Annotated in this window: 19 protein-coding genes; 11 read left to right on the forward strand and 8 right to left on the reverse strand. The window is 67.4% G+C overall.

Annotation, left to right across the window (positions count from 1 at the left end):
• Positions 1 to 54: 54 nt before the first annotated feature.
• Complete coding sequence (locus tag AAHB17_RS13315) at positions 55 to 1029, forward strand: Bug family tripartite tricarboxylate transporter substrate binding protein (RefSeq protein WP_342131088.1); 975 nt, start codon at positions 55 to 57, stop codon at positions 1027 to 1029.
• Between the two features lie 74 nt (positions 1030 to 1103).
• Positions 1104 to 1727 carry a hypothetical protein gene (locus tag AAHB17_RS13320; RefSeq protein ID WP_342131089.1) on the forward strand — a complete coding sequence of 208 codons (624 nt, stop codon included), beginning with the start codon at positions 1104 to 1106 and terminating at the stop codon, positions 1725 to 1727.
• A gap of 172 nt (positions 1728 to 1899) precedes the next feature.
• On the opposite strand, the gene AAHB17_RS13325 is transcribed toward AAHB17_RS13320, so the two are convergent.
• From AAHB17_RS13325 to AAHB17_RS13350, 6 genes are read right to left on the reverse strand one after another with little or no spacing between them, the layout of a single operon-like run.
• On the reverse strand, positions 1900 to 3042 hold the full coding sequence (locus AAHB17_RS13325; protein WP_342131091.1) for an alpha-hydroxy acid oxidase: 1143 nt from the start codon (positions 3040 to 3042) through the stop codon (positions 1900 to 1902).
• Entirely contained in the window at positions 3039 to 4898 is a 1860-nt protein-coding gene (locus tag AAHB17_RS13330; protein ID WP_342131093.1) for an ABC transporter ATP-binding protein, read from the reverse strand. The genes AAHB17_RS13325 and AAHB17_RS13330 overlap by 4 nt, the downstream gene beginning before the upstream one ends.
• Positions 4899 to 4900: 2 nt before the next feature.
• On the reverse strand, positions 4901 to 5818 hold the full coding sequence (locus AAHB17_RS13335; RefSeq protein ID WP_342131094.1) for an ABC transporter permease: 918 nt from the start codon (positions 5816 to 5818) through the stop codon (positions 4901 to 4903).
• Positions 5815 to 6831, reverse strand: coding sequence for an ABC transporter permease (locus tag AAHB17_RS13340; RefSeq protein WP_342131095.1), 1017 nt, complete (start codon positions 6829 to 6831; stop codon positions 5815 to 5817). Before AAHB17_RS13340 ends, AAHB17_RS13335 begins: the two co-directional genes overlap by 4 nt.
• Before the next feature lie 36 nt (positions 6832 to 6867).
• On the reverse strand, positions 6868 to 8463 hold the full coding sequence (locus AAHB17_RS13345; RefSeq protein ID WP_342131096.1) for an ABC transporter substrate-binding protein: 1596 nt from the start codon (positions 8461 to 8463) through the stop codon (positions 6868 to 6870).
• A 57-nt stretch (positions 8464 to 8520) separates the two neighbouring features.
• Positions 8521 to 9225, reverse strand: coding sequence for a GntR family transcriptional regulator (locus tag AAHB17_RS13350; RefSeq protein ID WP_342131098.1), 705 nt, complete (start codon positions 9223 to 9225; stop codon positions 8521 to 8523).
• Positions 9226 to 9479: 254 nt separating this feature from the next.
• Between AAHB17_RS13350 and AAHB17_RS13355 the strand changes: the two genes are divergently transcribed.
• From AAHB17_RS13355 to AAHB17_RS13385, 7 genes are all read left to right on the forward strand, one after another.
• Entirely contained in the window at positions 9480 to 10235 is a 756-nt protein-coding gene (locus tag AAHB17_RS13355; protein ID WP_342131099.1) for an HpcH/HpaI aldolase family protein, read from the forward strand.
• Positions 10236 to 10301: 66 nt separating this feature from the next.
• Positions 10302 to 11690: an FAD-binding oxidoreductase gene (locus AAHB17_RS13360; protein WP_342131100.1), complete on the forward strand. Its 1389-nt coding sequence runs from the start codon at positions 10302 to 10304 to the stop codon at positions 11688 to 11690.
• Between the two features lie 30 nt (positions 11691 to 11720).
• Positions 11721 to 12512 carry an aspartate/glutamate racemase family protein gene (locus AAHB17_RS13365; RefSeq protein WP_342131101.1) on the forward strand — a complete coding sequence of 264 codons (792 nt, stop codon included), beginning with the start codon at positions 11721 to 11723 and terminating at the stop codon, positions 12510 to 12512.
• A gap of 5 nt (positions 12513 to 12517) precedes the next feature.
• Positions 12518 to 13852 carry an aromatic ring-hydroxylating oxygenase subunit alpha gene (locus AAHB17_RS13370; RefSeq protein WP_342131102.1) on the forward strand — a complete coding sequence of 445 codons (1335 nt, stop codon included), beginning with the start codon at positions 12518 to 12520 and terminating at the stop codon, positions 13850 to 13852.
• Positions 13852 to 14337, forward strand: coding sequence for an aromatic-ring-hydroxylating dioxygenase subunit beta (locus AAHB17_RS13375; RefSeq protein ID WP_342131103.1), 486 nt, complete (start codon positions 13852 to 13854; stop codon positions 14335 to 14337). Before AAHB17_RS13370 ends, AAHB17_RS13375 begins: the two co-directional genes overlap by 1 nt.
• Before the next feature lies 1 nt (position 14338).
• Positions 14339 to 15265, forward strand: coding sequence for an NADP-dependent oxidoreductase (locus tag AAHB17_RS13380; RefSeq protein WP_342131105.1), 927 nt, complete (start codon positions 14339 to 14341; stop codon positions 15263 to 15265).
• Positions 15266 to 15286: 21 nt separating this feature from the next.
• Positions 15287 to 16105, forward strand: coding sequence for an alpha/beta fold hydrolase (locus tag AAHB17_RS13385; protein ID WP_342131106.1), 819 nt, complete (start codon positions 15287 to 15289; stop codon positions 16103 to 16105).
• Between the two features lie 302 nt (positions 16106 to 16407).
• Here the strand turns inward: AAHB17_RS13385 and AAHB17_RS13390 are convergent, their stop codons facing one another.
• On the reverse strand, positions 16408 to 17985 hold the full coding sequence (locus AAHB17_RS13390; protein ID WP_342131107.1) for a glycerol-3-phosphate dehydrogenase/oxidase: 1578 nt from the start codon (positions 17983 to 17985) through the stop codon (positions 16408 to 16410).
• A 130-nt stretch (positions 17986 to 18115) separates the two neighbouring features.
• On the opposite strand from AAHB17_RS13390, the gene AAHB17_RS13395 reads away from it, so the two are divergent.
• Both AAHB17_RS13395 and glpK read left to right on the forward strand, forming a co-directional pair.
• Positions 18116 to 18880: a DeoR/GlpR family DNA-binding transcription regulator gene (locus AAHB17_RS13395; protein WP_342131108.1), complete on the forward strand. Its 765-nt coding sequence runs from the start codon at positions 18116 to 18118 to the stop codon at positions 18878 to 18880.
• 40 nt (positions 18881 to 18920) lie between these two features.
• On the forward strand, positions 18921 to 20411 hold the full coding sequence (gene glpK / locus AAHB17_RS13400) for a glycerol kinase GlpK (RefSeq protein ID WP_342131109.1): 1491 nt from the start codon (positions 18921 to 18923) through the stop codon (positions 20409 to 20411).
• Between the two features lie 154 nt (positions 20412 to 20565).
• Here glpK and AAHB17_RS13405 read toward each other — a convergent pair whose 3' ends face one another.
• Entirely contained in the window at positions 20566 to 21936 is a 1371-nt protein-coding gene (locus AAHB17_RS13405) for a Fic family protein (protein ID WP_342131110.1), read from the reverse strand.
• Between the last annotated feature and the right edge of the window lie 309 nt (positions 21937 to 22245).

Raw genomic sequence — 22245 nt, forward strand, 5'->3', positions numbered from 1 at the left:
GGGGTTCGCGATTCGTAATATGCAGTTCCATCCATTTATTTTTGTAGGAAGCATATGAAGATTGCATTGTTCGGTGCCATTTCCGCCTTGTCTTTGCTGGTGTCGGGCGCGGTTTCGGCTGCCGATTTTCCCGACAGGCCCATCCGCATCGTGGTGCCCTATCCGCCGGGTGGCGCCTCGGACGCGGTGACCCGCATGCTCGGCCAGCAGCTCTCGCAACGGCTCAAGCAGCCGGTGGTGGTGGAGAACAAGCCCGGCGCCACCGAGCAGATCGGCGCGGGTTTCGTGGCGAAATCGGCCCCGGATGGGTACACGCTGCTGCTGGCCTCGACCGCCGGGCTGTCGGTGAACCCGACGCTGTACAAGGGCCGACTCCCGTACGACCCGGAGAAGGATTTCGCGCCGGTCGCCATGGTGGTGACCTTGCCGAGCGTGGTGATGGTGAATCCCAAATTGCCGGTGCAGTCGTTCAATGAGCTGACCCACTTCATCAAGTCCTCGCCGGCGTCGGTGAGTTACGCCTCCAGTGGCGCCGGCAATCCCAGCCACCTCGGGATGGAGCTCTACAAGCGGGTTTCCGGACTGGACGTCACGCATGTGCCCTACAAGGGCGGCGCCCCGGCATTGCAGGATCTGATGTCGGGCCATGTCTCCGTGATGATGGCGATCGGACCCGAATCCATGCCCATGGCCAAGGCCGGGAAGTTGACCGCGTTGGCGATCACGACAGCCCAGCGCTCGCCCGCCTACCCGGGGTTGCCGACGGTGTCGGAAACGGCTGGATTCGCCGGCTTCGAGCTGCTGCACTGGTTCGGGCTGCTGGCGCCGGCCCGCACGCCCGATGCGGTGGTCTCCCTGCTGAACAGGCAGATCAATGAGATTCTGCGCGACCCCGAGATGAAGGCCAAACTGGTGGACATGGGCCTGGAAATCGAAGGCGGCACGCCTCAGAAGCTGGCGGACACGATGAGGAGAGATCGCCTGAAGTGGGAAAAAGTGATCGCAGACGCGAATATCAAGATCGACTGACAGTCGCCGTCCATATTGTTTCTTGAATGAGGCTGAGCATGGTATTTGCTGGAACAGGCATTTTGATTTCCTCGATGCAGGTGCGTCCCGAAGAGGAAAATGATTTCAACATCTGGTTTGATCAGGAGCATTTGCCGGAACGTGTCGCGATCCCCGGGTTCCTGGATGCCCGGCGCTACGAGTCCGTGGCATCCCCGGTGCGGTATCTGCAGATCTACAACGCGGTGGATTTCGAAACCCTGAATGGCGCGCCCTACCAGGCCGCACTGGCCAACCAGACCGACTGGTCGCACCACCACATCTCCCGGTTCATCGAGCCGACGCGTGTGGTGGGCCGCCTGGTCCTGAGCCGAGGCCGCGCGCGCGGGGCTGCCGTGGTGCTGGTCCGTGTGCGCCCGCGGGATGGGGCGCAGATGCTGCCCTCGCTGCAGGCCTACCTGGCCTTGCTCGACAAGCCAGGTGTCACCTCCCTGCATTTCGTCGAAGGCGACGCGGAGCTGTCCAAGCCGGTGATGGGCGATGGTCCGTACGTGGGCAGCGGCGATGCCTACGTCATCATCGAGTGCACCGGCCTCTCGGTCGCCGAAGCGGTCGTTCAACAGCTGGAGCCACCGCCCAGCGCTTATGGCGAATGCGTCGATGCGGCGGTGTACCGTTTCCGCCTCGACCTGAACGCCGCCAGTCTGGCCATGGGCTGAGAAGGTGTGAACGAATCCTTCATGCCCGCCTTGACCGCCAAAACCCGCCCGCTCTGCGTTGCAAATGCGCGCCGTAGCCCGAGCTACGGCTGTGCTTTGCGCCTGAATCGGGCGGCTTTTGGCGGCCCTTGCGGGCACGCCCGCTTCATTCACCCCTTCTGAGCCGGCTGGTTCAGGTCCGAGGCAGCAGGATGGAGCGGTCCACCGCGTTGATGTCGGTGTGGCCGCAGAAGGCCATGCTCAGGTCCAGCTCCTTGTGCAGGATCTCGAGCGTGCGGGTCACGCCCGCTTCGCCCAGCGCGCCCAGGCCGTACAGGAAGGCCCGGCCGATGTAGGTGCCGCGCGCGCCCAGCGCACGGGCGCGCAGCACGTCTTGCCCGCTGCGTATGCCACCGTCCATGTGGACCTCGATGCGCTCGCCCACCGCCTCGACGATGGCCGGCAGGGCCGCGATGGAGGAGGGGGCGCCGTCGAGCTGGCGGCCGCCGTGGTTGGAGACCACGATGGCGTCGGCGCCGGAGGCCAACGCGAGCTGGGCGTCTTCGGCGTCCTGTACGCCCTTGAGGATGAGCTTGCCGTCCCAGAGCCGCCGAATCCAGGCCACATCGTTCCAGTTGAGCGCGGGGTCGAACTGGCGCAGCGTCCACTCGGCCACGCCCGCCACGCTGTTCACGCCCTTGGCGTGCCCGATGATGTTGCCGAAGTTGCGCCGGGGCGTGCCCAGCATGCCGGCGCACCAGCGAGGCCGGCTCAGCATGGCCCACAGCGAGGACGGCGTGAAGCGCGGCGGCACGCTCAGGCCGTTCTTGATGTCCTGGTGGCGCTGCCCCTGTATCTGCAGGTCCAGTGTCAGCACCAGCGCCGAGCAGGCCGCGGCACGGGCGCGTTCGATCAGCCGGACGACGAAATCGCGGTCGCGCATCACGTAGAGCTGAAACCAGAAGGGCGCGTGGGTGTGGGCGGCCACGTCCTCGATGGAGCAGATGCTCGCCGTCGAGAGCGTGAAGGGCACGCCGAAACGTTCGGCGGCGCGCGCCGCGAGGATTTCGCCATCGGCATGCTGCAGGCCTGCCATGCCGGTGGGCGCCAGGGCGACTGGCATGGCCACCGCCTGACCCGCCATGGTCGAGCGGGTGCTGCGCTGGCCGATGTCCACGGCCACGCGCTGGCGGAATTTCAGTTGCTGGAAGTCGGCCTCGTTGGCGCGGTAGGTGGACTGCGTCCACGACCCGGTGTCCACATAGTCGTAGAACATGCGGGGCACGCGGCGGCGCGCCAGCGCTCGCAGATCCTCGATGCAGGTGACCGGCGTCATGCGGCCTGCAGCACGGGCGGCCAGACCACCGATGGGTCCGCGGGTGGCACGGAGGCCAGCAACAGTCGGGTGTAGGGGTGTTGCGGGTCGGCGAACACCTTTTCGGTGGGGCCTTGTTCCACCACGACGCCGCGCTGCATGACCAGCACGCGCGAGCACAGGTAGCGCACCACCGACAGGTCGTGCGAAATCAGCACCAGCGCGATGTTGTGGCGCCGGCCCAGATCGATCAGCAGGTTCAGGATCTGGGCCTGCACGGAAACGTCCAGCCCCGACACGATTTCGTCGGCCACCACCAGGCGTGGCATCACACACAGGGCGCGGCCGATGTTCACGCGCTGTTTCTGCCCACCCGAGAGCTGGTTGGGGAAACGTTGCAGGGCGTCCGGCGGCAGGCCCACGTCGTCCAGCAGTTCGCGGGCACGGGCCTCGCGGTCCTGCTGCCCCAGTGTGGATGGCAGGTGGCCGGCTTCGTAGGCCTGCGTGAGCAGCCGGTAGACCGAGCGCCGCGGGTTGAGCGCCGAGTGGGGGTCCTGAAAAATCATCTGCACGTGTTCCCGCGTCAGATGCAGCACGTCCGCGCTGGCCTGGGCACGGTCCTGGCCTTCGATCAACAAACGCCCACTGGTGAGTTGTTCGGCGCCCACGATGAGGCGCGCCACCGAACTCTTGCCGCTGCCGCTTTCGCCCACGATGCCGACAAATTCGCCCGGTTGCACGGCCAGCGACAAGTCGTTGACGGCGATGTTGTGCACCTTGCGCTGGCCAAACAGGCCACGGCGCGCGGTGTAGCGCAGCGTGCCGGCCAGCATCTCCACCAGCGGGCGGGCACTGGCGTCACCCGATGGGGCTTGCCAGGCGTGTTCGGTGGCGGGCGTGCCAGCGGTGTCGGCGGACATGTCGCGCGGCGAGATGCAGCGCACCCAGTGGCCCGGGGCGCGCTCGGCCAGCGCGGGCGGCGCGGTGTCGCACGCGCTCTGGTGCTGGGGGCAGCGTGCCGCGAAGCGGCAGCCCGCGATGGTGCCCAGGGCCGAGACGCCGGGCATCTGGCCGGACAGCGCCGGCAGTTCGCGCTGGGGGCCGTGGACGTCGGGGGTGGCGTGGTCCAGTGCGTGGGTGTAGGGGTGGCGCGAGCGGCTCAGCACTTCGCGCGCCGGACCGTACTCGATCTGCTCGCCGGCATAGAGCACGGCGATGTCGTCGCACACGTGCGCGGCCAGCCGCAGGTCGTGGGTGATCAGCAGCACGGCGGTGTCGTGTTCGCGCCGCTGTTCGGCCAGCAGGCGCAGCACGTTGGCCTGGCTCACGACATCCAGCGCCGTGGTCGGTTCGTCCGCCACGATCAGGGCGGGCTTGGCGACGAAGGCCATGGCGATCAGCACGCGCTGGTTCTGGCCGCCCGACAGCTCGTGGGGGTAGCGGTCCACCATGTCCTCGGGCCGGGGCAGGTGCACGGCCTGCATCTGCTGCAGCATCAGGGCGCGCCGTTCGCTGGCCGGCACGCCGAGATAGGCCAGGTGTTCGCTGAAGGTCTGGCCGATGGTGAGCACCGGGTTGAGCGCGGTCAGCGGTTCCTGGGGAATGAAGGCGATGCGCCGTCCGAGCAGGCGCCGCCAGGCCTTGTGGTCCAGTGACAGCAGCTCTTCGTTGTCAAAGAGCACGCGGCCCTGGGTGACTTCGAAGCCCGGTGGGATGTGCCCCGCGAGGATGCGGCCGATCATGCTCTTGCCCGCGCCCGACTCGCCCACCAGGCCCAGCACCTTGCAACGTTCAAGCTGCAGGTTCACGTTGCGCAGCACGTCGACGCGGCGGCCACCGAGGTGCGCCGTCAGACACAGATTGATGATGGACAGCATGTTCATTCTCCCCGTTGGCGAAGGCGTGGATCGAGTGCCACGCGCACGCCGTCGCCCAGCAGGTTGCAACCCAGCACGGTGACGATGATGCACAGCACCGGGGCCAGCATCACCCAGACCGCGCTCTGCATGTCGTTGCGCGCATCGGCCAGCATCTGGCCCCAGGTGGTGGTGTCCGGTGGCACCGACAGACCGATGAAGGACAGCGTGGCCTCGACCACGATGGCAATGCCCATCTCGATGGAGAACAGCGTGATCATGAGCGGCACCACCGCCGGCAGCACCTCGCGCAGCATGGTGCGCCAGTGGCTGAAGCCCATGAGCTGCGCGGCCAGCACGTAGTCGCGCCGGCGCGTCACCAGCACGTCGGCGCGCACCACACGGCAAAAGCGCGTCCAGTCGACCAGCACCACGGCCAGGATCACCTTGTCCACGCCCGTGCCCAGGCCCACCAGCAGGATGAGGGACAGCACCACCGGCGGAAACGACATCCAGAGATCGACCACGTAGCTGATGGTGCGGTCGACCTTGCCGCCAAAGTAGCCTCCTAGAAGCGCCAGGGAGCTGCCCAGCAGCATGGAGCCCAGGGCCGCGATGATGGCCACCGTCAGCGCCACGCGTGATCCGTGGATGGCTCGCGAGAGCACGCAGCGCCCCAGGCCGTCGGTCCCCAGCGGAAAGTCGGCGCTGCCCTCGCTGGCCCACATCGGTGGCGCCAGCATGTGCAGCAGGTCCTGCTCCAGCGGGTCGTGGGGAGCGATCCAGGGCGCGAAGGCGGCCAGCACCGCCACCACCAGCAGGATGCCGCCGCCCAGCCAGACCCTGGGCTGGCGGCCCAGCTGGCGCAGGGCGGCCCGCGTCGAAGAGGCCCCGCTGCCCCTCCCGGGGGCGGGGATCGGTGTCACGGCGGTCGTGCTCATAGCGTTCTCAGGCGGGGGTTCAGGACGGCGTACAACACGTCGACGATCACCGTGATCGCCAGCATGAGCACACAAAAGATGAGGGCAATGCCCTGGATGAGCGGCAGGTCGTTGCCCTTGACGGCCTGCACCATCAGGTTCCCTACGCCGGGGAAGCCGAAGATCATTTCCACCAACAGGGCCCCGCCGAACAGAAAGCCGAATTGCACGCCGATCATGGTGATGGTGGGCAGGGACGCGTTCTTGAGCATGTGCCGCCACAGGATGCGGGATTCGGACAAACCGCGCAGTCGGGCCACTTCCACATAGGGTTCACCGGCGGCATCGATCAGGCTGGAGCGCAGGACGCGGATCACCAGCGGTGCGAAGCCCAGGGCCAGGGCCAGGGCCGGCAGCGCCAGGTGCGACACGGCGCCGAGCCAGGCATCGAACTGCCCGGTCACCAGCAGGTCGATCAGCGCGAAGCCGGTGATGCCGGGGAGCACCACATCCTGTCCCACCCGGCCCGCGAAGGGCAGGACAGGCCACAGCACGCCGAACGCCAGGATCAGCAGCAGGCCCCACAGAAAGGACGGGATGGACTGCATCAGCGCGACGACCAGATCGGCCGCGGTCTCGCGCTTGTGCTGGTGCAGCACGAAGGCCAGCACACCACCCGGCACACTGATCAGCAGCGCCAGCAGCAGGCCCGTGAGGGTCAGCTCCAGCGTGGCGGGCAGGGCGGCCACCATCACGGTCAGCACCGGCTGACGGAAGTTGATCGATTGGCCGAGGTTGCCCTTGAGGGCTTCCCACAACCAGATGAGGAATTGCAGCGGAATGGGCTTGTCAAAGCCCATCTGCTGGCGTAGGGCGGCGGCGTCGGCCGCGGTGGCCGACGCGGGCAACATCATGGCCAGCGAGTCGACCGGCAACATGCGCAGCACCACGAACACCACCAGCGACAGCAGCAGCAGGGTCGGGATGGCCAGCAAGAGCCGGCGCACCACGATGGCAGAGAGGATCTGGAACATCTCGATGAAGGTCTCGTCAGGGTGCCGCGTGTGGGCTCAGCGGTACTTGAATTCCACCGGCAGGATGTAGCCGTTGTCGAACATCACGGGTTGCAGGGTCGACGAGTAGACCGCCGTGGTGACCGCCTGCAGCAACGGAATGGCCCAGGACTTTTCAGAAGACTCGACGTTGAGGGCCTTGTAGCCCGCCATGCGCTTGGCCTCGTCGACCTCGGTCATGAGCGCGTCGATGCGGGGCGACAGCGACATGTCTTTCCAGGTCGAGAAACGCAGGCGCGGATCGAAGATGCGGCCGGCGTAGTTTTCCGGGTCGCCGGTGCTGTTGGCCCAGCTGTAGAGCAGGGGGCCGGTGAGCTTGCCGTTCTGTGCCGCGTCCAGCAGCTTGGCGGGAGTGGTTTCCTCGATCGTGGCGTTGATGCCGACGGCCTTCCACATCTGGGCGATGGCGCGTGCCAGGTCGTAGTCGTTGGGGAACACGCCGTTGGTGGTCAGCAGGGTGAACGACACCGGGTTGGCGGTGCTGTGGCCCGCGGCCTTGAGTTCGGCAATGGCCTTGCTCTTGTCGAAGGGGTACTTGAAGTCGGCCACGTAGGACGGCGTGCCTTCGGGTGTCATCACCGACAGCGGCTTGGCCACGCCGCCGTAAAACGCCTTGGACAGCGCGGCCTTGTCGATGGACAGGTGCATGGCGGCGCGCACATGGTCGTTGTCCATGGGCTTGACGTAGTTGGGGATCCGAAGCATGTAGACCTCGGAGAACGGATAGATCTTGGTCACCACGCCGGTCTTCTGCCCCAGGCGCAGCACCTCGCGCATGGGCAGCTGCGTGGCCATGCCGACCCGGCCCGACTCGGCCAGCGCGACCCGCGCCGAGGCCTCGGGCACGATCTGGAAGATCACCTGTTTGATGGCCGGTGCGCCGCCCCAGTACTTGTCGAAGGCTTCCAGCACGATGCGGGAACCCCGCTGGTGCTCCACCATGCGGTAGGGGCCGGCGCCGATGGGTTTGGCGTTGAACCCTTCGGGACCCACCTGCTGCATGTAGGCCTTCGGCACCACATAGGCGGCCAGAAAGGCCAGGTAGATCGGGGCCGCTGGCGTTGAGCGGTTGAAGACGATCACACCCTTGGTGGGCGAGACCACTTCGATGTCGGCGACCGTGTTGAGCATGCCAGCCACCAGCAGCTTCTTGTCGGCCTTGCCACGTTCGGCCAGACTGAACTTGACGTCCTCCATGGTCATCTTGCTGCCGTCATGGAACAGGATGTCGTCGCGCAGGGTGATTTCCAGGCGGGTGGCCTTGGTGTCCAGCCATTTCCACTCCTTGATCTGGCGGGCCTGCAGCTTGAGCTGCGGCGAATAGCGCAGCGGCGAGTCGAAGACCGACTGGTAGAGGTTCTGGATGGCCGGCACCGACAGGGCGTTGGGATCCCAGGTCGGCACATCGACGGGAAACGCGATCGACAGCGAGGACTTGTCCATCACCTGCGCACCCGCCATCTCCCAGGGCATCAGGCCGCCCACGCCGGCGGCGATGGCGCTCAGCAGCACGCGGCGGCGCGCTCGGTCCTGCAGGTCGGAGGGCATGTCGGCTTCCTGCGCCGGGGTCGACAGATGAAGTGCGTCAGTCATGGTGCGTACCTTTGGTGGGAGAAGGGAGGGGTGGGGGAACGGAAAAATCAGGGTGCGTCAGGTCTCGTCCGCGAGGACCACGGCGGCGTAGCTGCGTTCGGCGGCCATCAGGAAACGCAGCATGCTGTCCTGTGCAGCCACGGAGTCGTGGTGGGCGAATGCGTGGTGCTGCTCCGTCAGGCCCGCCACCACCACATGGCGCACGGCGACGTCGCGCAGGGTGGTCAGGCGCACGGTCAGCACCTGATCGGCGAAACGCTTGATCACGGAGGCCAGACGCTCGTTGCGCACGGCGCCCAGCCAGATTTCCCGAAAGTCGAAGTTGGCCTGGAAGAGGCGGGAAAAGTTGTCTTCCGCCAGCGCGGCCTTGGCTTCGCCGAGCACGGCACCCAGGCGTGAGATACCCGTGCGGGAGATGTCGCGCGCGGCCAGCGCCGCGCCACGTGGCTCCAGCAGCTTGCGCAGTTCGAACACCTCGGCCACGTCCTTGCGGTTCAGGGCACGGACACGGTAGCCACGTGCCGTGCTCACCAGGTAACCCTCGGCCACCAACTGCAGCAACGCTTCACGCACCGGCATGCGCGACACCCCCAGCTGCGCGGCGATCTCCAGATCCACCAGGCGGTCCTCTGTGCCCACCTGCCCCACGCGCAACCGGTTGAGGATGGCCTCGTAGGCGACGGTGCTCAGGCTCTGTTTGGCCGTGGCCGGCACGCTGGGTTCGGCGGCGCGGCGGGACGATGGTGTGGAGCGAGTGGCCATTATCTGTATACGGTTTGTTGCCTAAAAAACAAGCAAATCATGGAGATGCCAGCAGTGAACAAAACATGCATCTCCGTAACCTATTGTTTTTAAACAATTTATCGAAAGGTGAAGCTGCGTTTTGATTCAAATCTACTTTATATCTAAACGATGTTGACTTGATCGTGTCACGAACAATATACTGATGTCAACGGGTTTCGAACATTTTTTTGATCGCACGACGCCCGCTTCCCATCCCTTTCCCAGGTCCGCCCATGCCCACTTGCGTGCTGCCTTTTGTGCACTCCTTCAAGCCACTGCTCCAACCCGGTGCGGCCTTGCGGCTGATCTGGTTGTCGCTGGGCAGCACCGCGCTGGCCGAGGTGGCGGCCCAGGCCGCGCCCAGCGCCGTGGTGCTGGACCTGCAGCACGGCCTCTGGGAACGCACCACGCTGGAGGCCGCCGCCGGCATCGCCGGCGCGCAGGTGCCGGTGATCGCCCGAACGGCCGACCTGTCGCCCGCCGCCATCGCCAGCGCGCTGGACGCCGGTGCGGCCGCGGTCATGGCGCCGCTGGTGGAGACCGCCGACGACGCCCGCGCCCTGGTGGCCGCCGGCCGCTACCCTCCGCTGGGCCGACGCTCGGGTGGGGGCTTGCGTCCTCTGTTGCGCGGTGGTGCCGCCATGCGGGCGGGCGACGCCCAGGTGGCGCTGGGCGCCATGATCGAAACCGCCCTGGGCGTCGAGAACGCGGCCGCCATCTGTGCCACCGAGGGGCTGGACTTCATCTTCATCGGCACCGGTGACTTAGCACTGTCCATGCCAGACGCGACGCCGCGCCAGGTCAAGGCCTGCTGCGCTAGGCTGCGTCGGACCGCCCACGCCCACGGACTGCCTTGCGGCCTCTTCACCCACGACGCCGTGGCGGCCCGCCAGGCCCTGGCCGAGGGCTACGAGATGGTGGTGGTGGCCAGCGACATCGGGCTGGCCCTGAGCGGCTTCACCCATGCCATGCGGGACAGCCAACGCTGAGGCGCCCCCTCGCCGCGTCCTCGTGACGCATCTCACGATCCATCCCTTCACAGAAAGCCACGCCCCATGAGCGATTCACCCGCCGTCCAATCCCTGCTGCGAACAATGGGGCGCGACCTCGTGGCCACCGGCGACGCCATCCCCGACCGTCGCCTGCAGGACTGGAGCGGGGTGCCGGGCGCGCGTCCGCTGGCCCTGTTGCGCCCGCGCACGGTGGAGCAGCTGTCGCAGATGCTGGCCGTGTGCAACGCCCACCGCCAGGCCGTGGTGCCCCAAGGTGGCCTCACTGGCCTGGCGGGCGGCGCCTGCTGTGCGCCGGGCGATGTGGCGGTGAGCCTGGAGCGCATGAACCAGATCGAGGAGCTGGACGCCGTCTCCGGCACCATGACCGTGCAGGCCGGTGCCACCCTGCAGTCGGTGCAGGACGCGGCGGACGCCGCCGGCTACCTGTTCGCGCTGGACCTGGGCGCGCGTGGCAGCTGCACCATCGGTGGCAACCTGTCCACCAACGCCGGTGGCAACCGGGTGATCCGCTACGGCACCATGCGCGACCAGCTCCTGGGGCTGGAGGCGGTGCTGGCCGATGGCAGCGTGGTCGGCGGCCTGCACAAGATGGTGAAGAACAACACCGGCTACGACATGCGCCACCTGCTGGCCGGTGCCGAGGGCACGCTGGGCATCGTCACCCGCGCGGTGCTCAAGCTGCACCCCAAGCCGCAGTCGCTGGCCACGGCCTGGTGTGGGCTGCCCAGTTTTGACGCGGTCACCACCTTGCTGCGGCGCGCCAAGGCCGAGTTGCCCGGCGGTGTGTCGGCCTTCGAGGTGATGTGGCCCAGCTACCTCGATTTCATGCTGCAGCGGGTGCCGGGGCTGCGCCAGCCGCTGCCCCAGCGCCATGCCTTCAACGTGCTCATGGAAAGCGCGGGCGCGGACGGCGAGCACCATGCGGCGGCCTTCGATGATTTCCTCGGCCGCATGCTGGAAGCCGGCGTGCTCGAGGACGCCGCCATCGCCCGTTCGGGCACCGACGCCCGCAACCTGTGGGCGGTGCGCGACGCCACGGGCGAATTCCCGCTGCTGTTGCCCGGCATGGCGGCGTTCGACGTGAGCTTCTCGATCCGCGACATCGGCCAGGCGGCGCTGGAGTGCGAAGCCATGCTGCGCGAACGCTGGCCCGGCTGCACCGCGCTGGTCTACGGCCACCTGGGCGACGGCAACCTGCACGTCATCGCCCACGTGGACGGCTCGCCCGCCGACGTGGTGGCCGACATCGAGCGCGCTGTCTACGACCTTGTGCGCCGCTACCGTGGCGCGGTCTCGGCCGAGCACGGCATTGGGCTGCTCAAGCGCAAGGTGCTGGGTCACACCCGCAGTCCGGCAGAGCTGGCGGCCATGCGCGCCATCAAGTCCGCCCTCGATCCCCACGGCATCCTCAATCCCGGCAAGGTCTTGTAAGCACCGCGCCACCACCCCCAGGAGTCCCGCATGAACGCACCCACCAAGAAGTTCCGCATCTGGGCGCAAGGCGCCACCGACCAGATCGGCCACCGCAGCTACCTGTCCCACCTGCTGCCCCACATGCAGGCCTGCCTCGATCCCGCGTTCGAACTGAACTTCCACACCATCACGCCTTCGGTGACCACGGTGCATGCGCTGTCCGAGTTCCGCTTCTCGCGCGAGGTGATCAAGGGTGCCCTGCAGGCCGAACAGGACGGGTGCGACGTGTTCTTCATGAACCACTTCCAGGACGTCGGCCTGTACGATGCCCGCGCCTCGGTCAACATCCCGGTGCTGGGGCTGGGCGAAACCACCATGCTGCACGCCTGCACCCTGGGGCGCCGGTTGGGGCTGATCGCCATCAACCCGGCCTTCATCCCGACCCATGCCGACCAGGTGGCCCGCTACGGCCTGCAGCAGCGGGTGGCCGGCATCCGCTGCATCAACGCCAACATCAGCGACTACATGGAGGCCTTCACCTCACCCGAAAAAAAGGCCGAACTGGGTGCCATCTTCCAACGCGAGGCGCGCCGCCTGATGGACGCGGGGGCCGACGTCATCGTGCCCACCGGGGGCATTCCCATGATGTTGTTTGGCGCCGAGCCAGGTGCGAACGTGGACGGTGCGCCCATCGTCAACGGCGTCACTGTGGTCGTCAAGGCGGCCGAGATGGCCGTGAAGCTGCGCCAGCTTGACGGACTGATGCCCAGCCGCGTGCCCCACTCCGGTTTTGCGCTGCCGTCGGCGCAGACGCTGGCCGAATTCCACCAACACAGTTGAACGCCATGCCAACCTCACTGAAGCCCGACGCGCCATCGCGCGACGCCATCACCCGCCTGGTGCGCCACGACAGCGTGCACAAGGACATCTACCAGTCCGAGGCGCTGTTCGATCTAGAGATGCGCCATTTTTTCGGCAACACCTGGAACTACGCCGGCCACGCCAGCCAGATCCCGCAGCCGGGCGACTACATCACGCTGGACCTGGCCGGCCAGCCGCTGCTGGTGCTGCGCGATCTGGAGGGCCAGGTGCGCGCCTTCTTCAACCGCTGCGCCCACAAGGGCACGCAGCTGTTCACCAGCGAGTCCGGCAACACCGGCGGGCGCTTCATGCGCTGCCCCTACCACGCCTGGAGCTTTCGCCTCGATGGCAGCCTGGTCGGCTATCCCCTCAAGGCCGGCTACGAAGGCACGGGCCTGGCCGACAGCGAGGCCGGCCAGGGGCTGGTGGCGGTGCCCGGCCTGCAGGTCTACCGCGACTTCATCTTTGTGCGCACCAACCCCGGTGGCGTGGACTTCGACACCTATTTCGGTGACATGCGTTCGGCCATCGACAACATGGTGGACCGCTCCCCCAGCGGCGAGCTGCGCATCGAGGGTGGTGTCATCCGCAACACCATCCACTGCAACTGGAAGTTCTACCTCGAGAACATCAACGACCCGGTGCATCCGGTGTCGGCGCACGAGTCCGCGGTGCGCGCCGCCCAGGCCGTGTGGCAGCCGCAGGACGTGTCGGCGCCGCAGCCGCTGGCGGTCGAGCAGATCCTGCCCTTCGGCCAGAAGTACGACTTCTTCGAGGGCATGGGTGGCCACGTCTATCCCAACGGGCACAGTGTCAGCGGCACACGGTTCAGCATCCACTCGGGCTACGGCGAACTCGGTGACTACGTGCGCGACCTGCAGGCCGCCCTGGGCGAGGCGCGTGCGCGCGAGGTGCTGCAGCGCTCGCCACAAAACGCCGTGCTCTACCCCAGCCTGGCGCTCAAGGGCTCGCCGCAGACGATACGCGTGATCCGCCCCATCGCGGTGGACCGCACCGTGGTGGAGGCCTGGAACTTCCGCACCGTCGGCGGCCCGCCCTTGCTGCTGGAGCGCGCGCTCAGCTACAGCCGCCTGGTGTATTCGCCCATGTCCTTTGTCGCGCACGACGACGTGCACCTGTTCGAGTCGCAGCAGCAGGGCCTGCGCTCGCGCGGCAGCGACTGGGTGAGCCTGCACCGCGAGTGCCGCCCGGACGAGCCCGCCCAACCCAACGAGGCCACCAGCGGCACCAGCGAATGGCTGATCCGCAACCAGTACCGCGCCTGGCTGCGGTTCATGACCCAGGACATGGAGGCGTGATGAGCACCGATACCCCACCGCTGTCGGCCCTGGCCGAGCTGGTCTACCTCGAAGCCCGGCTGCTGGACGACGCCGATTACGACAGCTGGCTGGCGCTGTTCGCCGAACAGGCGCGCTACTGGGTGCCGCTCAAGGGCCGCCTGCAGACCGAGGACGAGACCTACAACGCCATCGCCGACGAGGACCGCCTGCTGCTGAGCATGCGCGTGCAGCGCCTGCGGGGCGCGCGGGCCCATTCGCAGCAACCCGCCAGCCAGTCACAACACGTGCTGCAGGCGCCGGCGCTGGTGGCGTCCGAGGCCGATGCCTGGGTGCTGCGCACGCCGTTTGTCTACAACGAGTGCCGTGGCGAGGCCAGCGTCACCTTGTACGGCCACTGCCTGCACCACATGGTGCGTGAGCATGGGCAGCTGCGCATCGCCCTCAAGCGGGTCAACCTGGTCAACGCGCACACCCGCCTGCCGGCCATTCAACTGTTCATCTGACATGCAGGCCATTCAATTCGATCGATATGGCGGCCCCGAGGTCCTGCGGGTCGTGGACCTGCCCCTGCCCGAACCCGGCCCGGGCCAGGTGCGCGTGCGGCTGCACGCCGCGGGCGTGGCCCAAGTGGACGCCAAGTTGCGGGCCGGTGTGCTGCAGCAGCACTTCGCCCTGTCCCTGCCCAAGGTGCCCGGCCGCGACGGCGTGGGCACGGTGGACGCGGTGGGCGAGGGCGTGACGCGGTTGGCAGTTGGCGACGCCGTGTGCGTGATGGCCGCGCCCACGCAGGCCGGCACCTGTGCCCAGCACGTTGTGCTGGACGCACAGCGCGTGGTGCCCCGGCCCGCGCGCCTGTCCATCCACCAGGCTGCGGCCCTGTTGCAACCCGGCCTGAGCGCCTGGACGGCGGTGGCCACCGCCGGCGTGTCGCCGGGCATGCGTGTGCTGGTGCACGCCGGCTCGGGCGCGGTGGGGTCGCTGGTGGTGCAGCACGCGCGTCACCTGGGGGCGGACGTCACCGCCACCTGCCGCCACGACAACCGCGAGCACACCCTGGCGCAGGGCGCGCAGCGGGTGCTGGCCTACGACCGCGAGGACCTGAGCGCCGTGAAGGCCATGGACCTGGTGTTCGACTTCGTGGGCGGCGACACCCACGCGCGTTCCTATGCGCTGCTGCGACCTGGCGGCCAGATCGTCTACCTGGTGGCGGCACCGTTCGTGGACCAGGGCGCCGCGCATGGCGTGCGCGTGACCCGCGCCATGGTGACCGACGCACCGGAGGCCATGGCCGCCGTGGCGCAGGCGGCGGCCCAGGGTGTCTATACACCGCTGGTGGCACGGGTGCTGCCGCTGGCCGAGGCGGCCAAGGCCCACGCCCTGCTGGACGCCGGACAGGTCACCCGTGGGCGGGTGGTGCTGGACATCGACTGAAAGACCCCAACGGAACGCTCCATGGACATCCACTGCCAACACATCAGCACGGCCCTGGGCCGGCTTCACTTCGCCCGGTGCGGCACCGGATTTCCGGTCCTGTTGCTCCACCAGACGCCCCGCTCGTGGGACGAGTACCGCGACGTGCTGCCGCTGCTGGGCCGGCAGTGGGACGTGATCGCCATGGACACGGTGGGTTACGGGGGCTCGCCGCCGTTTGCCGACGGTGCCCCCACGGTCGAACGCTGGGCCGCCGCCGCCCTGGCGCTCATGGACAGCCTGGGCCACCGGCGGTTCGCGGTGTTGGGTCACCACACCGGTGCCGTCATCGGCATGGAAATGGCGGTGGCCGCGCCCGAGCGTGTGGCGGCCTTGCTGCTGTCGTCCTGCCCCATGGTGGACGCGGACAAGCGCCGGCGCCACGGCAGCCATCCCACGGTCGATGGCGTGGAGCGCCGCGCCGACGGCGGCCACCTGGTGGAGCTGTGGCGTGGCCGCCAGGGTTTTTACCCGAGCGGGGACATCGATCTGCTGGAGCGTTTTGTCATCGACGCCCTGCGCGCCGGTCCCCGGGCAGGCGGTGGGCACCTGTGTGTGAACCGCTACCACATGGAAGACCGCATCGGTGGCGTGCGCGCCCCCACCCTGATCATCGCCGCGCCGCAGGACCCCCATGCCTACCCGGCGGTGCCCCGGCTCGCCAGCGCGCTGCCCCATGCGCGGGTGGTCGAAATCGACGGTGGCATGGTGCCGCTGCCCGACCAGATGCCCGAGGACTTTGCCGCGGTCGTGGCGGACTTTCTGGACAGCTGCGCGCTTGGCGCCGCCCGATCCGCCTGATCGGTTTACAGCCCCTTGGCCGCAAGAATCTGAATTTCGACACAAGCACCCAGGTGCAAAGGTGTCGCCAGCACGGTGCAATGTTTTCGCCAGGTGCTTCAGCACCATGTCGGTTCACGCCGACATGCCGTCCGGCGCCTTTCCTTCCGGGGTGTGCATGACTTCACCAGACACAATCGATGACCGCCACCCTGACCGGCGACCGCGCCATCAAGCAGCCGGTGGCGGACGTCGGCTCTTCATCCTGGAGCTGGGATTGGCCCGAGAGGCTGAGCCGCTTCGGGTGCCGTGTGCCATGGTGGTCAGGGCAGCTGCGTGTAGCGCTGCGCCAGCGCCTGGAACTCGGGTAGCTGCACGGGCAGGCCGTGTTCTTCGGCCAGGATGGCGGCCACCCGGGGCGCGAGCTGGCGGGCCAGGCGCGCATCGAGGAACAGCAGGCGCGAGCGGCGCGCCAGCACGTCTTCCACGGTGATGGCGTACTCGTGGCGGGCGGCGAAGCGAACCATGGCTTCCGTCAGCCCCGGGCACAGCGTGATGTCCTGGCCCGGCAGTTCGCGCAGCGCGGCCTGTTCGCTGCCGTAGCTGTGTTCGCCGGGGGCTTGTTCCAGCGGCACCTGGGAGCCATTGCCCGCGCCCACCAGCGGCAGCCGGGTGGTGACGCCGCCGGGGCGGCGCTTGATCAGCCGCCGCTCGGCGCACTTGGCCAGCACGTCCTCGGCCATGGCGCGGTAGGTGGTCCACTTGCCCCCGGTCACCGTGACCAGGCCGCTGCGACCCAACAGCACCGTGTGTTCGCGGCTGATGGAGGCGCTGCCTTCGCCGTCTTCGGGGGGCTTGACCAGGGGGCGCAGGCCGACCCAGATGCTCTTGACATCGGCGCGGGTGGGCGCCTTGCGCAGGCAGCGGCCGGCTTCGTTCAGGATGAAGTCGACCTCCTCCTTGAGTGCCTGGGGCTCCAGTTCCAGGCCGGGGCGCGCGGTGTCGGTGGTGCCCAGGATGACCTTGCCCAGCCAGGGCACGGCAAACAGCACGCGGCCGTCGGCCGTCTTGGGCACCAGCAAGGCGGTGTCGCCGCCCAGGAATTCGCGATCGACCACCAGGTGCACGCCCTGGCTGGGGGCGACGATGGGCCGGTGTGCCTTGGCCAGGTCGTCCTTTTCGCGCAGCCGGTCCACCCACACGCCCGTGGCGTTGACCACGCAGCGCGCGTGGATGGGGAAGCGCTGGCCGCTGAGGGTGTCGGCGCAAACCAGACCGGTGATCTGGCCGTCGTGGTGGCTCAGTTCCACCGCCTCGCAGTAGTTGAGCAGCAGCGCGCCGCGGGCGGCAGCGGTGCGCGCCAGGGCCAGGGCCAGGCGCGCGTCGTTGAACTGGCCGTCCCAGTACTTGACGCCGCCGCGCAGCCCCTGGGGCGCCACCGTGGGCAGGTGCCTGAGGGTGTCGGCGCGGTTCAGCAGCTCGGTCTTGCCCAGCCCGGCGCGGCCGGCCAGCATGTCGTAGGCGGTCAGGCCCAGGCCGTAGAAGGGCGTTTCCCACCAGCGGTAGGAGGGCATCACGAAGGCCAGCGGCTGGGCCAGGTGGGGGGCGTTGTGCAGCAGCGTGCTGCGTTCGTGCAGGGCTTCCCGCACCAGCGCGATGTTGCCCTGGGCGAGGTAGCGCACGCCGCCATGGACCAGCTTGGTCGAGCGCGACGAGGTGCCCTTGGCGAAGTCGTGTGATTCGACCAGCACCACGCTGAATCCGCGCGCCGCCGCGTCCAGCGCCACGCCTAGGCCGGTGGCGCCACCGCCCACCACCGCGACGTCATAGGCGGGCTGGGCCGCCAGCCGGGCGAGCAGGTCCGCGCGGCGGGTGGGCAGGGGGGCGGGCGTGGAAGGCATGGTTGGGCGCTGCGGGCAGGGTGTTTCGTTTGCAGGCCTCGAATCTTAGGTGATTTTGTTCGTTTGGTCACCTTTTTGTTTCGTTATGATTCGTTTATAGTGGTGGCTCCCATCCGTCAGAGTTCCACCCATGTCCGTCAATCCCCGCCAGCTTCAGCTTCTCCAGACGGTCCAGCAACAGGGGTCGGTGATGCTGGACACCCTGGCCGAGGTGCTGGAGGTGACCTTGCAGACCGTGCGCCGTGACGTGCAGAAGCTGGCCGACGAAGGCCTGCTCACACGCTTTCATGGTGGGGTGCGCCTGCCGGGCTCGACGGTGGAGAACATCACCCATCTGCAGCGCGTGCAGCTCCATGCGGCCGAGAAGGGCCGCATTGCCCGGGCCGTGGCGCAGGCCATTCCCCACCACTGCTCGCTGATCCTCAACATCGGCACCACCACCGAGGCGGTCGCCCGCGCGCTGCTGGACCACCGGGGCCTGCGCGTGATCACCAACAACCTGAACGTGGCCACCATCCTGAGCGCCAACCCGCACTCGGAGGTCATCGTGGTGGGTGGCGTGGTGCGCGGGCGTGACCACGGCATCGTGGGCGAGGCGGCGGTGGATTTCATTCGCCAGTTCAAGGTCGACCTCGCGGTGATCGGCATCTCCGGCATCGAGGCCGATGGCAGCCTGCGCGATTACGACTACCGCGAGGTGAAGGTGGCGCGCACCATCATCGACCACGCCCGCGAGGTCTGGGTGGTGGCCGACACCACCAAGTTCAACCGCCCGGCCATGGTGGAGGTGGGTCAGCTGGCCCAGATCGACCGGCTGTTCACCGACGCCACGCCACCGGCGCCTTTCCCGGCCCTGCTGCAGGACGCGGGGGTGCGCCTGGAGATCGCCGATTGAACCCCGGCAGCCACCACAACGACACAGACGAGGAGACCCCATGACCTACTTGCTGGCCCTGGACCAGGGCACTTCCAGCTCCCGCAGCATCGTGTTCGACGAACGGGGCCGCGTGGTCGCCATGGCCCAGCAAGAGCTGCCGCAGATCTACCCGCAGCCCGGCTGGGTCGAGCACGACGCGCGGCACATCTGGCGCATCCAGCTCGCCACGGCGCGCGAGGCGCTGGCCAAGGCCGGTATCGCGGCGGCCGAGGTGAAGGCGCTGGGCATCACCAACCAGCGCGAGACCACCGTGGTCTGGAACCGCAAGACCGGCGAGCCCATCCACCATGCCATCGTCTGGCAGGACCGCCGTGCCGAGCCCGAATGTGCGGCGCTGCGCGCGCGCGGCCTGACCGATACGATCCAGGCCAAGACCGGCCTGCTGGTGGACGCCTATTTCTCGGCCACCAAGCTCAAGTGGCTGCTCGACCACGTGCCCGGCGCGCGCGCGCAGGCCAACAACGGCGAACTCGCCTTTGGCACCATCGACAGCTGGCTCATCTGGCAGCTGACCGAGGGCCGGGTGCACGCCACCGACGTCAGCAACGCCTCGCGCACCATGTTGTTCAACGTGCGCACCAACCAGTGGGACAGCGAACTGCTGGCCGAGCTGGACATCCCCGCCAGCCTGATGCCCCGCGTGCTGCCGTCGTCCGCGCTGTATGGCGACACCGCGCCGGCCCTGCTGGGCCATGCCATCCCCATTGGCGGCGTGGCCGGCGACCAGCAAAGCGCCTTGTTCGGCCAGGCCTGCTTCTCCGCCGGCATGGTGAAGAACACCTACGGCACGGGCTGTTTCATGCTCATGCACACCGGTGAACATTTCCAGACCTCCCACAACGGGCTGATCACCACCAGTGCGGCCCAGGTGTCCGCGCGGCCGCAGTACGCGCTGGAGGGCAGCGTGTTCGTGGGCGGCGCGGTGGTGCAGTGGCTGCGCGATGGCCTGCAGGCCATCCAGGGCAGCGGCGAGGTGCAAAGCCTGGCCCAGAGCGTGCCGGACTCGGGCGGCGTGATCCTGGTCCCCGCTTTCACCGGCCTGGGCGCGCCCTACTGGAAGCCCGATGCGCTGGGTTCCATCACCGGCCTGACCCGCGGCACCACCCTGGCCCACATCGCGCGCGCCGCGCTGGAGAGCATCGCCTTCCAGAGCGCGGCCCTGCTGCTGGCCATGAGCCGCGACGCCGTCAGCGCCGGCGCCGCGGCGGTGTCGGAATTGCGGGTGGACGGTGGCGCCTGTGTCAACGACCTGCTGATGCAGTTCCAGGCCGACCTGTTGGGCATCCCCGTGGTGCGTCCGGCCGTCACCGAAACCACCGCCCTGGGCGCCGCCTACCTGGCCGGCCTGTCCACCGGGGTGTACCGCGGCACCGACGAGCTGACGGGTTTGTGGCGCGCCGAGCGGCGCTTCCTGCCCACCTTGCCGCCCGCCCGGGCCCAGGCGCTGATGGAGCGTTGGGAGCATGCGGTGCGGCAGACCACGCTGTAGTGTGGTGGGGCTCAGGATCGGCGGGGTTTGTCTACCGGACCAGGGGCAGTCCATCCGCCTTTACAAGGTGTCTGTGAAACCGGCGGTAGCCCATCGAGATGGGCTGTGGACAAGGAAGGCACTCAAGCCTTGTCGGACCCAAACCCCGGACCACTCATCGGCGCCGCCCAGCGGCGATCCATCGCTGTGTCATACCTCTCGCAAGGTTGTAGCGGGCGCAGTTGTATTGCTCCATTTGGTCGAGTTCTGTGTTTGCGATGCGACGCAGCGCGGCACTGTCAGCGGCATCGACGTGCACCTCCGCGAATGCGGCATCCAGCGTTCGACCATGGAAGACAACGAACTGCATCAGCTCGTTCAAGGTCTGCCGATACTTGGTCCGAATCGGGTCTGGCGCCGACAGAGAGGCCCGCAGCACGCTGTACTTTCGAATCGACCGGCGGTAAATGAACTCGAACAAGTCCACCGCCGCCGTGACATTGCGCTGCTCGTAGACACCGAGCATGGCGGTCGCGTAGTCCGAGCGCTCTACGTCCAGGAAAGACAGCGGTGAGCAGTTATAGAGCATGAGCGGCATATTCGCGCTCAGACGACTCGTGCGCTTGTTGCCATCCGCAAAGGGCTGCAGGTAGGCCAGGTTGACCCACAGGAAGAAGGCGGCCTCCACCGGATTGCGGATGTTCCGCACCTTGTGGACGATGGCGTTCAGCGTCTCCTCAAGGAGCGAGGGAACGCTGCTGGGGGTGTAGACCGAGCCGTCGATGTTCACCACGCGCCGACGGATGCTGCCGATATCGCGTGAGTCGCGAAGGAGGTCACGCATCAGCTTGGCCTGCAGGTCGACGATGACGTGCACGGTGATGCCCTCTGTCGGCACCGCATCGACCATGAACTCGATGGCGCTCTTGTGATTGAGCAGCATCAGCGTGTCCTCATCGAATGGTCCGCCTTGTTGGCCGAGCTCGAAGAGCACCTTGGTGTCGAGCAAGCTCTTGTTGTTGCCCTCGAGGCGCGATGACGACCAGGACAAGTCGATGAGCAACTGCTCGAGCACCTCTCGCGCGTAGGTTCCTGCGGGTTGCTGGGCTTGGCTACGGCCAGCGGTATAGAGGTCCGTGGCCAGCTCGGGCGGCAGCAAGCTAGATTGATTCGGGATGTAGCTGTTCACAAACGCGCTGTCGTAGCCCACGGGGGTGCGAGTGCCCAAGGGTGCGCGAAGCGCCTCGATGAGGGGCTGTGCAGCCGCTGACCATTGAAGGGCCCCGGCCGCAACCGGCGTTTGGGAGCCATAGGGCAACGCGCGCAGCGCTTCCTCGGCCGCTGCGGTGGCTAGATATCGGGTCGAACGGCCATCCCCCTGCTTTTCCAGAAAGCCGGCGGCAAGAAGGTCCCGCAAGTCGCGGTTGATGGTGGGCCTGGAAACGTCCAGGGCTTGCTCCAGCGCGCGCGGTGCAACGGCGTCACCAGCGGCAAGGATTTGGCGCAACAGCGCCTCATGGCGGGGCGACAGCGTGGAAAGTGTCATGGTACAGCGAATCTTGTCAATCTCATCAATTCTGTTATATGACAAAAATGAGCTGTAATTTTATCTCAAAGAGAGCTTGATTGATAGAGTTGTTGACAAGATTAGGCGCTGATTGACAAGAGAATTCGCGACGGCAGGATGGATGGGTTGGCATCGGTTGCCAAAAATTTGGCGAACTCTGAAGGCTGTGAACGGCTGCCAGTTCAGAGCAGTATGAGCTGAGGGCACTTGTCTCCAGACTGCGGCGTGACTCAGCGGCAAGACGTCTGGCTCAGCAGGTTGAAGGGTGAGGTTGTGTGAAAAATGCAG

It is taken from the genome of Hydrogenophaga sp. OTU3427 (assembly GCF_038440225.1).
Taxonomy (GTDB): domain Bacteria; phylum Pseudomonadota; class Gammaproteobacteria; order Burkholderiales; family Burkholderiaceae_C; genus Hydrogenophaga.

Bases quoted from the DNA above. Each gene is read 5' to 3' on its own strand.
- AAHB17_RS13365 (WP_342131101.1), top strand. From the start codon at position 11,721: ATGAACGCACCCACCAAGAAGTTCCGCATCTGGGCGCAAGGCGCCACC.
- AAHB17_RS13315 (WP_342131088.1), top strand. From the start codon at position 55: ATGAAGATTGCATTGTTCGGTGCCATTTCCGCCTTGTCTTTGCTGGTG.
- AAHB17_RS13375 (WP_342131103.1), top strand. From the start codon at position 13,852: ATGAGCACCGATACCCCACCGCTGTCGGCCCTGGCCGAGCTGGTCTAC.
- glpK (WP_342131109.1), top strand. From the start codon at position 18,921: ATGACCTACTTGCTGGCCCTGGACCAGGGCACTTCCAGCTCCCGCAGC.
- AAHB17_RS13325 (WP_342131091.1), bottom strand. From the start codon at position 3,042: ATGACGCCGGTCACCTGCATCGAGGATCTGCGAGCGCTGGCGCGCCGC.
- AAHB17_RS13405 (WP_342131110.1), bottom strand. From the start codon at position 21,936: ATGACACTTTCCACGCTGTCGCCCCGCCATGAGGCGCTGTTGCGCCAA.
- AAHB17_RS13340 (WP_342131095.1), bottom strand. From the start codon at position 6,831: ATGTTCCAGATCCTCTCTGCCATCGTGGTGCGCCGGCTCTTGCTGGCC.
- AAHB17_RS13330 (WP_342131093.1), bottom strand. From the start codon at position 4,898: ATGCTGTCCATCATCAATCTGTGTCTGACGGCGCACCTCGGTGGCCGC.
- AAHB17_RS13380 (WP_342131105.1), top strand. From the start codon at position 14,339: ATGCAGGCCATTCAATTCGATCGATATGGCGGCCCCGAGGTCCTGCGG.
- AAHB17_RS13355 (WP_342131099.1), top strand. From the start codon at position 9,480: ATGCCCACTTGCGTGCTGCCTTTTGTGCACTCCTTCAAGCCACTGCTC.
- AAHB17_RS13370 (WP_342131102.1), top strand. From the start codon at position 12,518: ATGCCAACCTCACTGAAGCCCGACGCGCCATCGCGCGACGCCATCACC.
- AAHB17_RS13360 (WP_342131100.1), top strand. From the start codon at position 10,302: ATGAGCGATTCACCCGCCGTCCAATCCCTGCTGCGAACAATGGGGCGC.
- AAHB17_RS13320 (WP_342131089.1), top strand. From the start codon at position 1,104: ATGCAGGTGCGTCCCGAAGAGGAAAATGATTTCAACATCTGGTTTGAT.
- AAHB17_RS13345 (WP_342131096.1), bottom strand. From the start codon at position 8,463: ATGACTGACGCACTTCATCTGTCGACCCCGGCGCAGGAAGCCGACATG.
- AAHB17_RS13350 (WP_342131098.1), bottom strand. From the start codon at position 9,225: ATGGCCACTCGCTCCACACCATCGTCCCGCCGCGCCGCCGAACCCAGC.
- AAHB17_RS13385 (WP_342131106.1), top strand. From the start codon at position 15,287: ATGGACATCCACTGCCAACACATCAGCACGGCCCTGGGCCGGCTTCAC.
- AAHB17_RS13390 (WP_342131107.1), bottom strand. From the start codon at position 17,985: ATGCCTTCCACGCCCGCCCCCCTGCCCACCCGCCGCGCGGACCTGCTC.
- AAHB17_RS13395 (WP_342131108.1), top strand. From the start codon at position 18,116: ATGTCCGTCAATCCCCGCCAGCTTCAGCTTCTCCAGACGGTCCAGCAA.
- AAHB17_RS13335 (WP_342131094.1), bottom strand. From the start codon at position 5,818: ATGAGCACGACCGCCGTGACACCGATCCCCGCCCCCGGGAGGGGCAGC.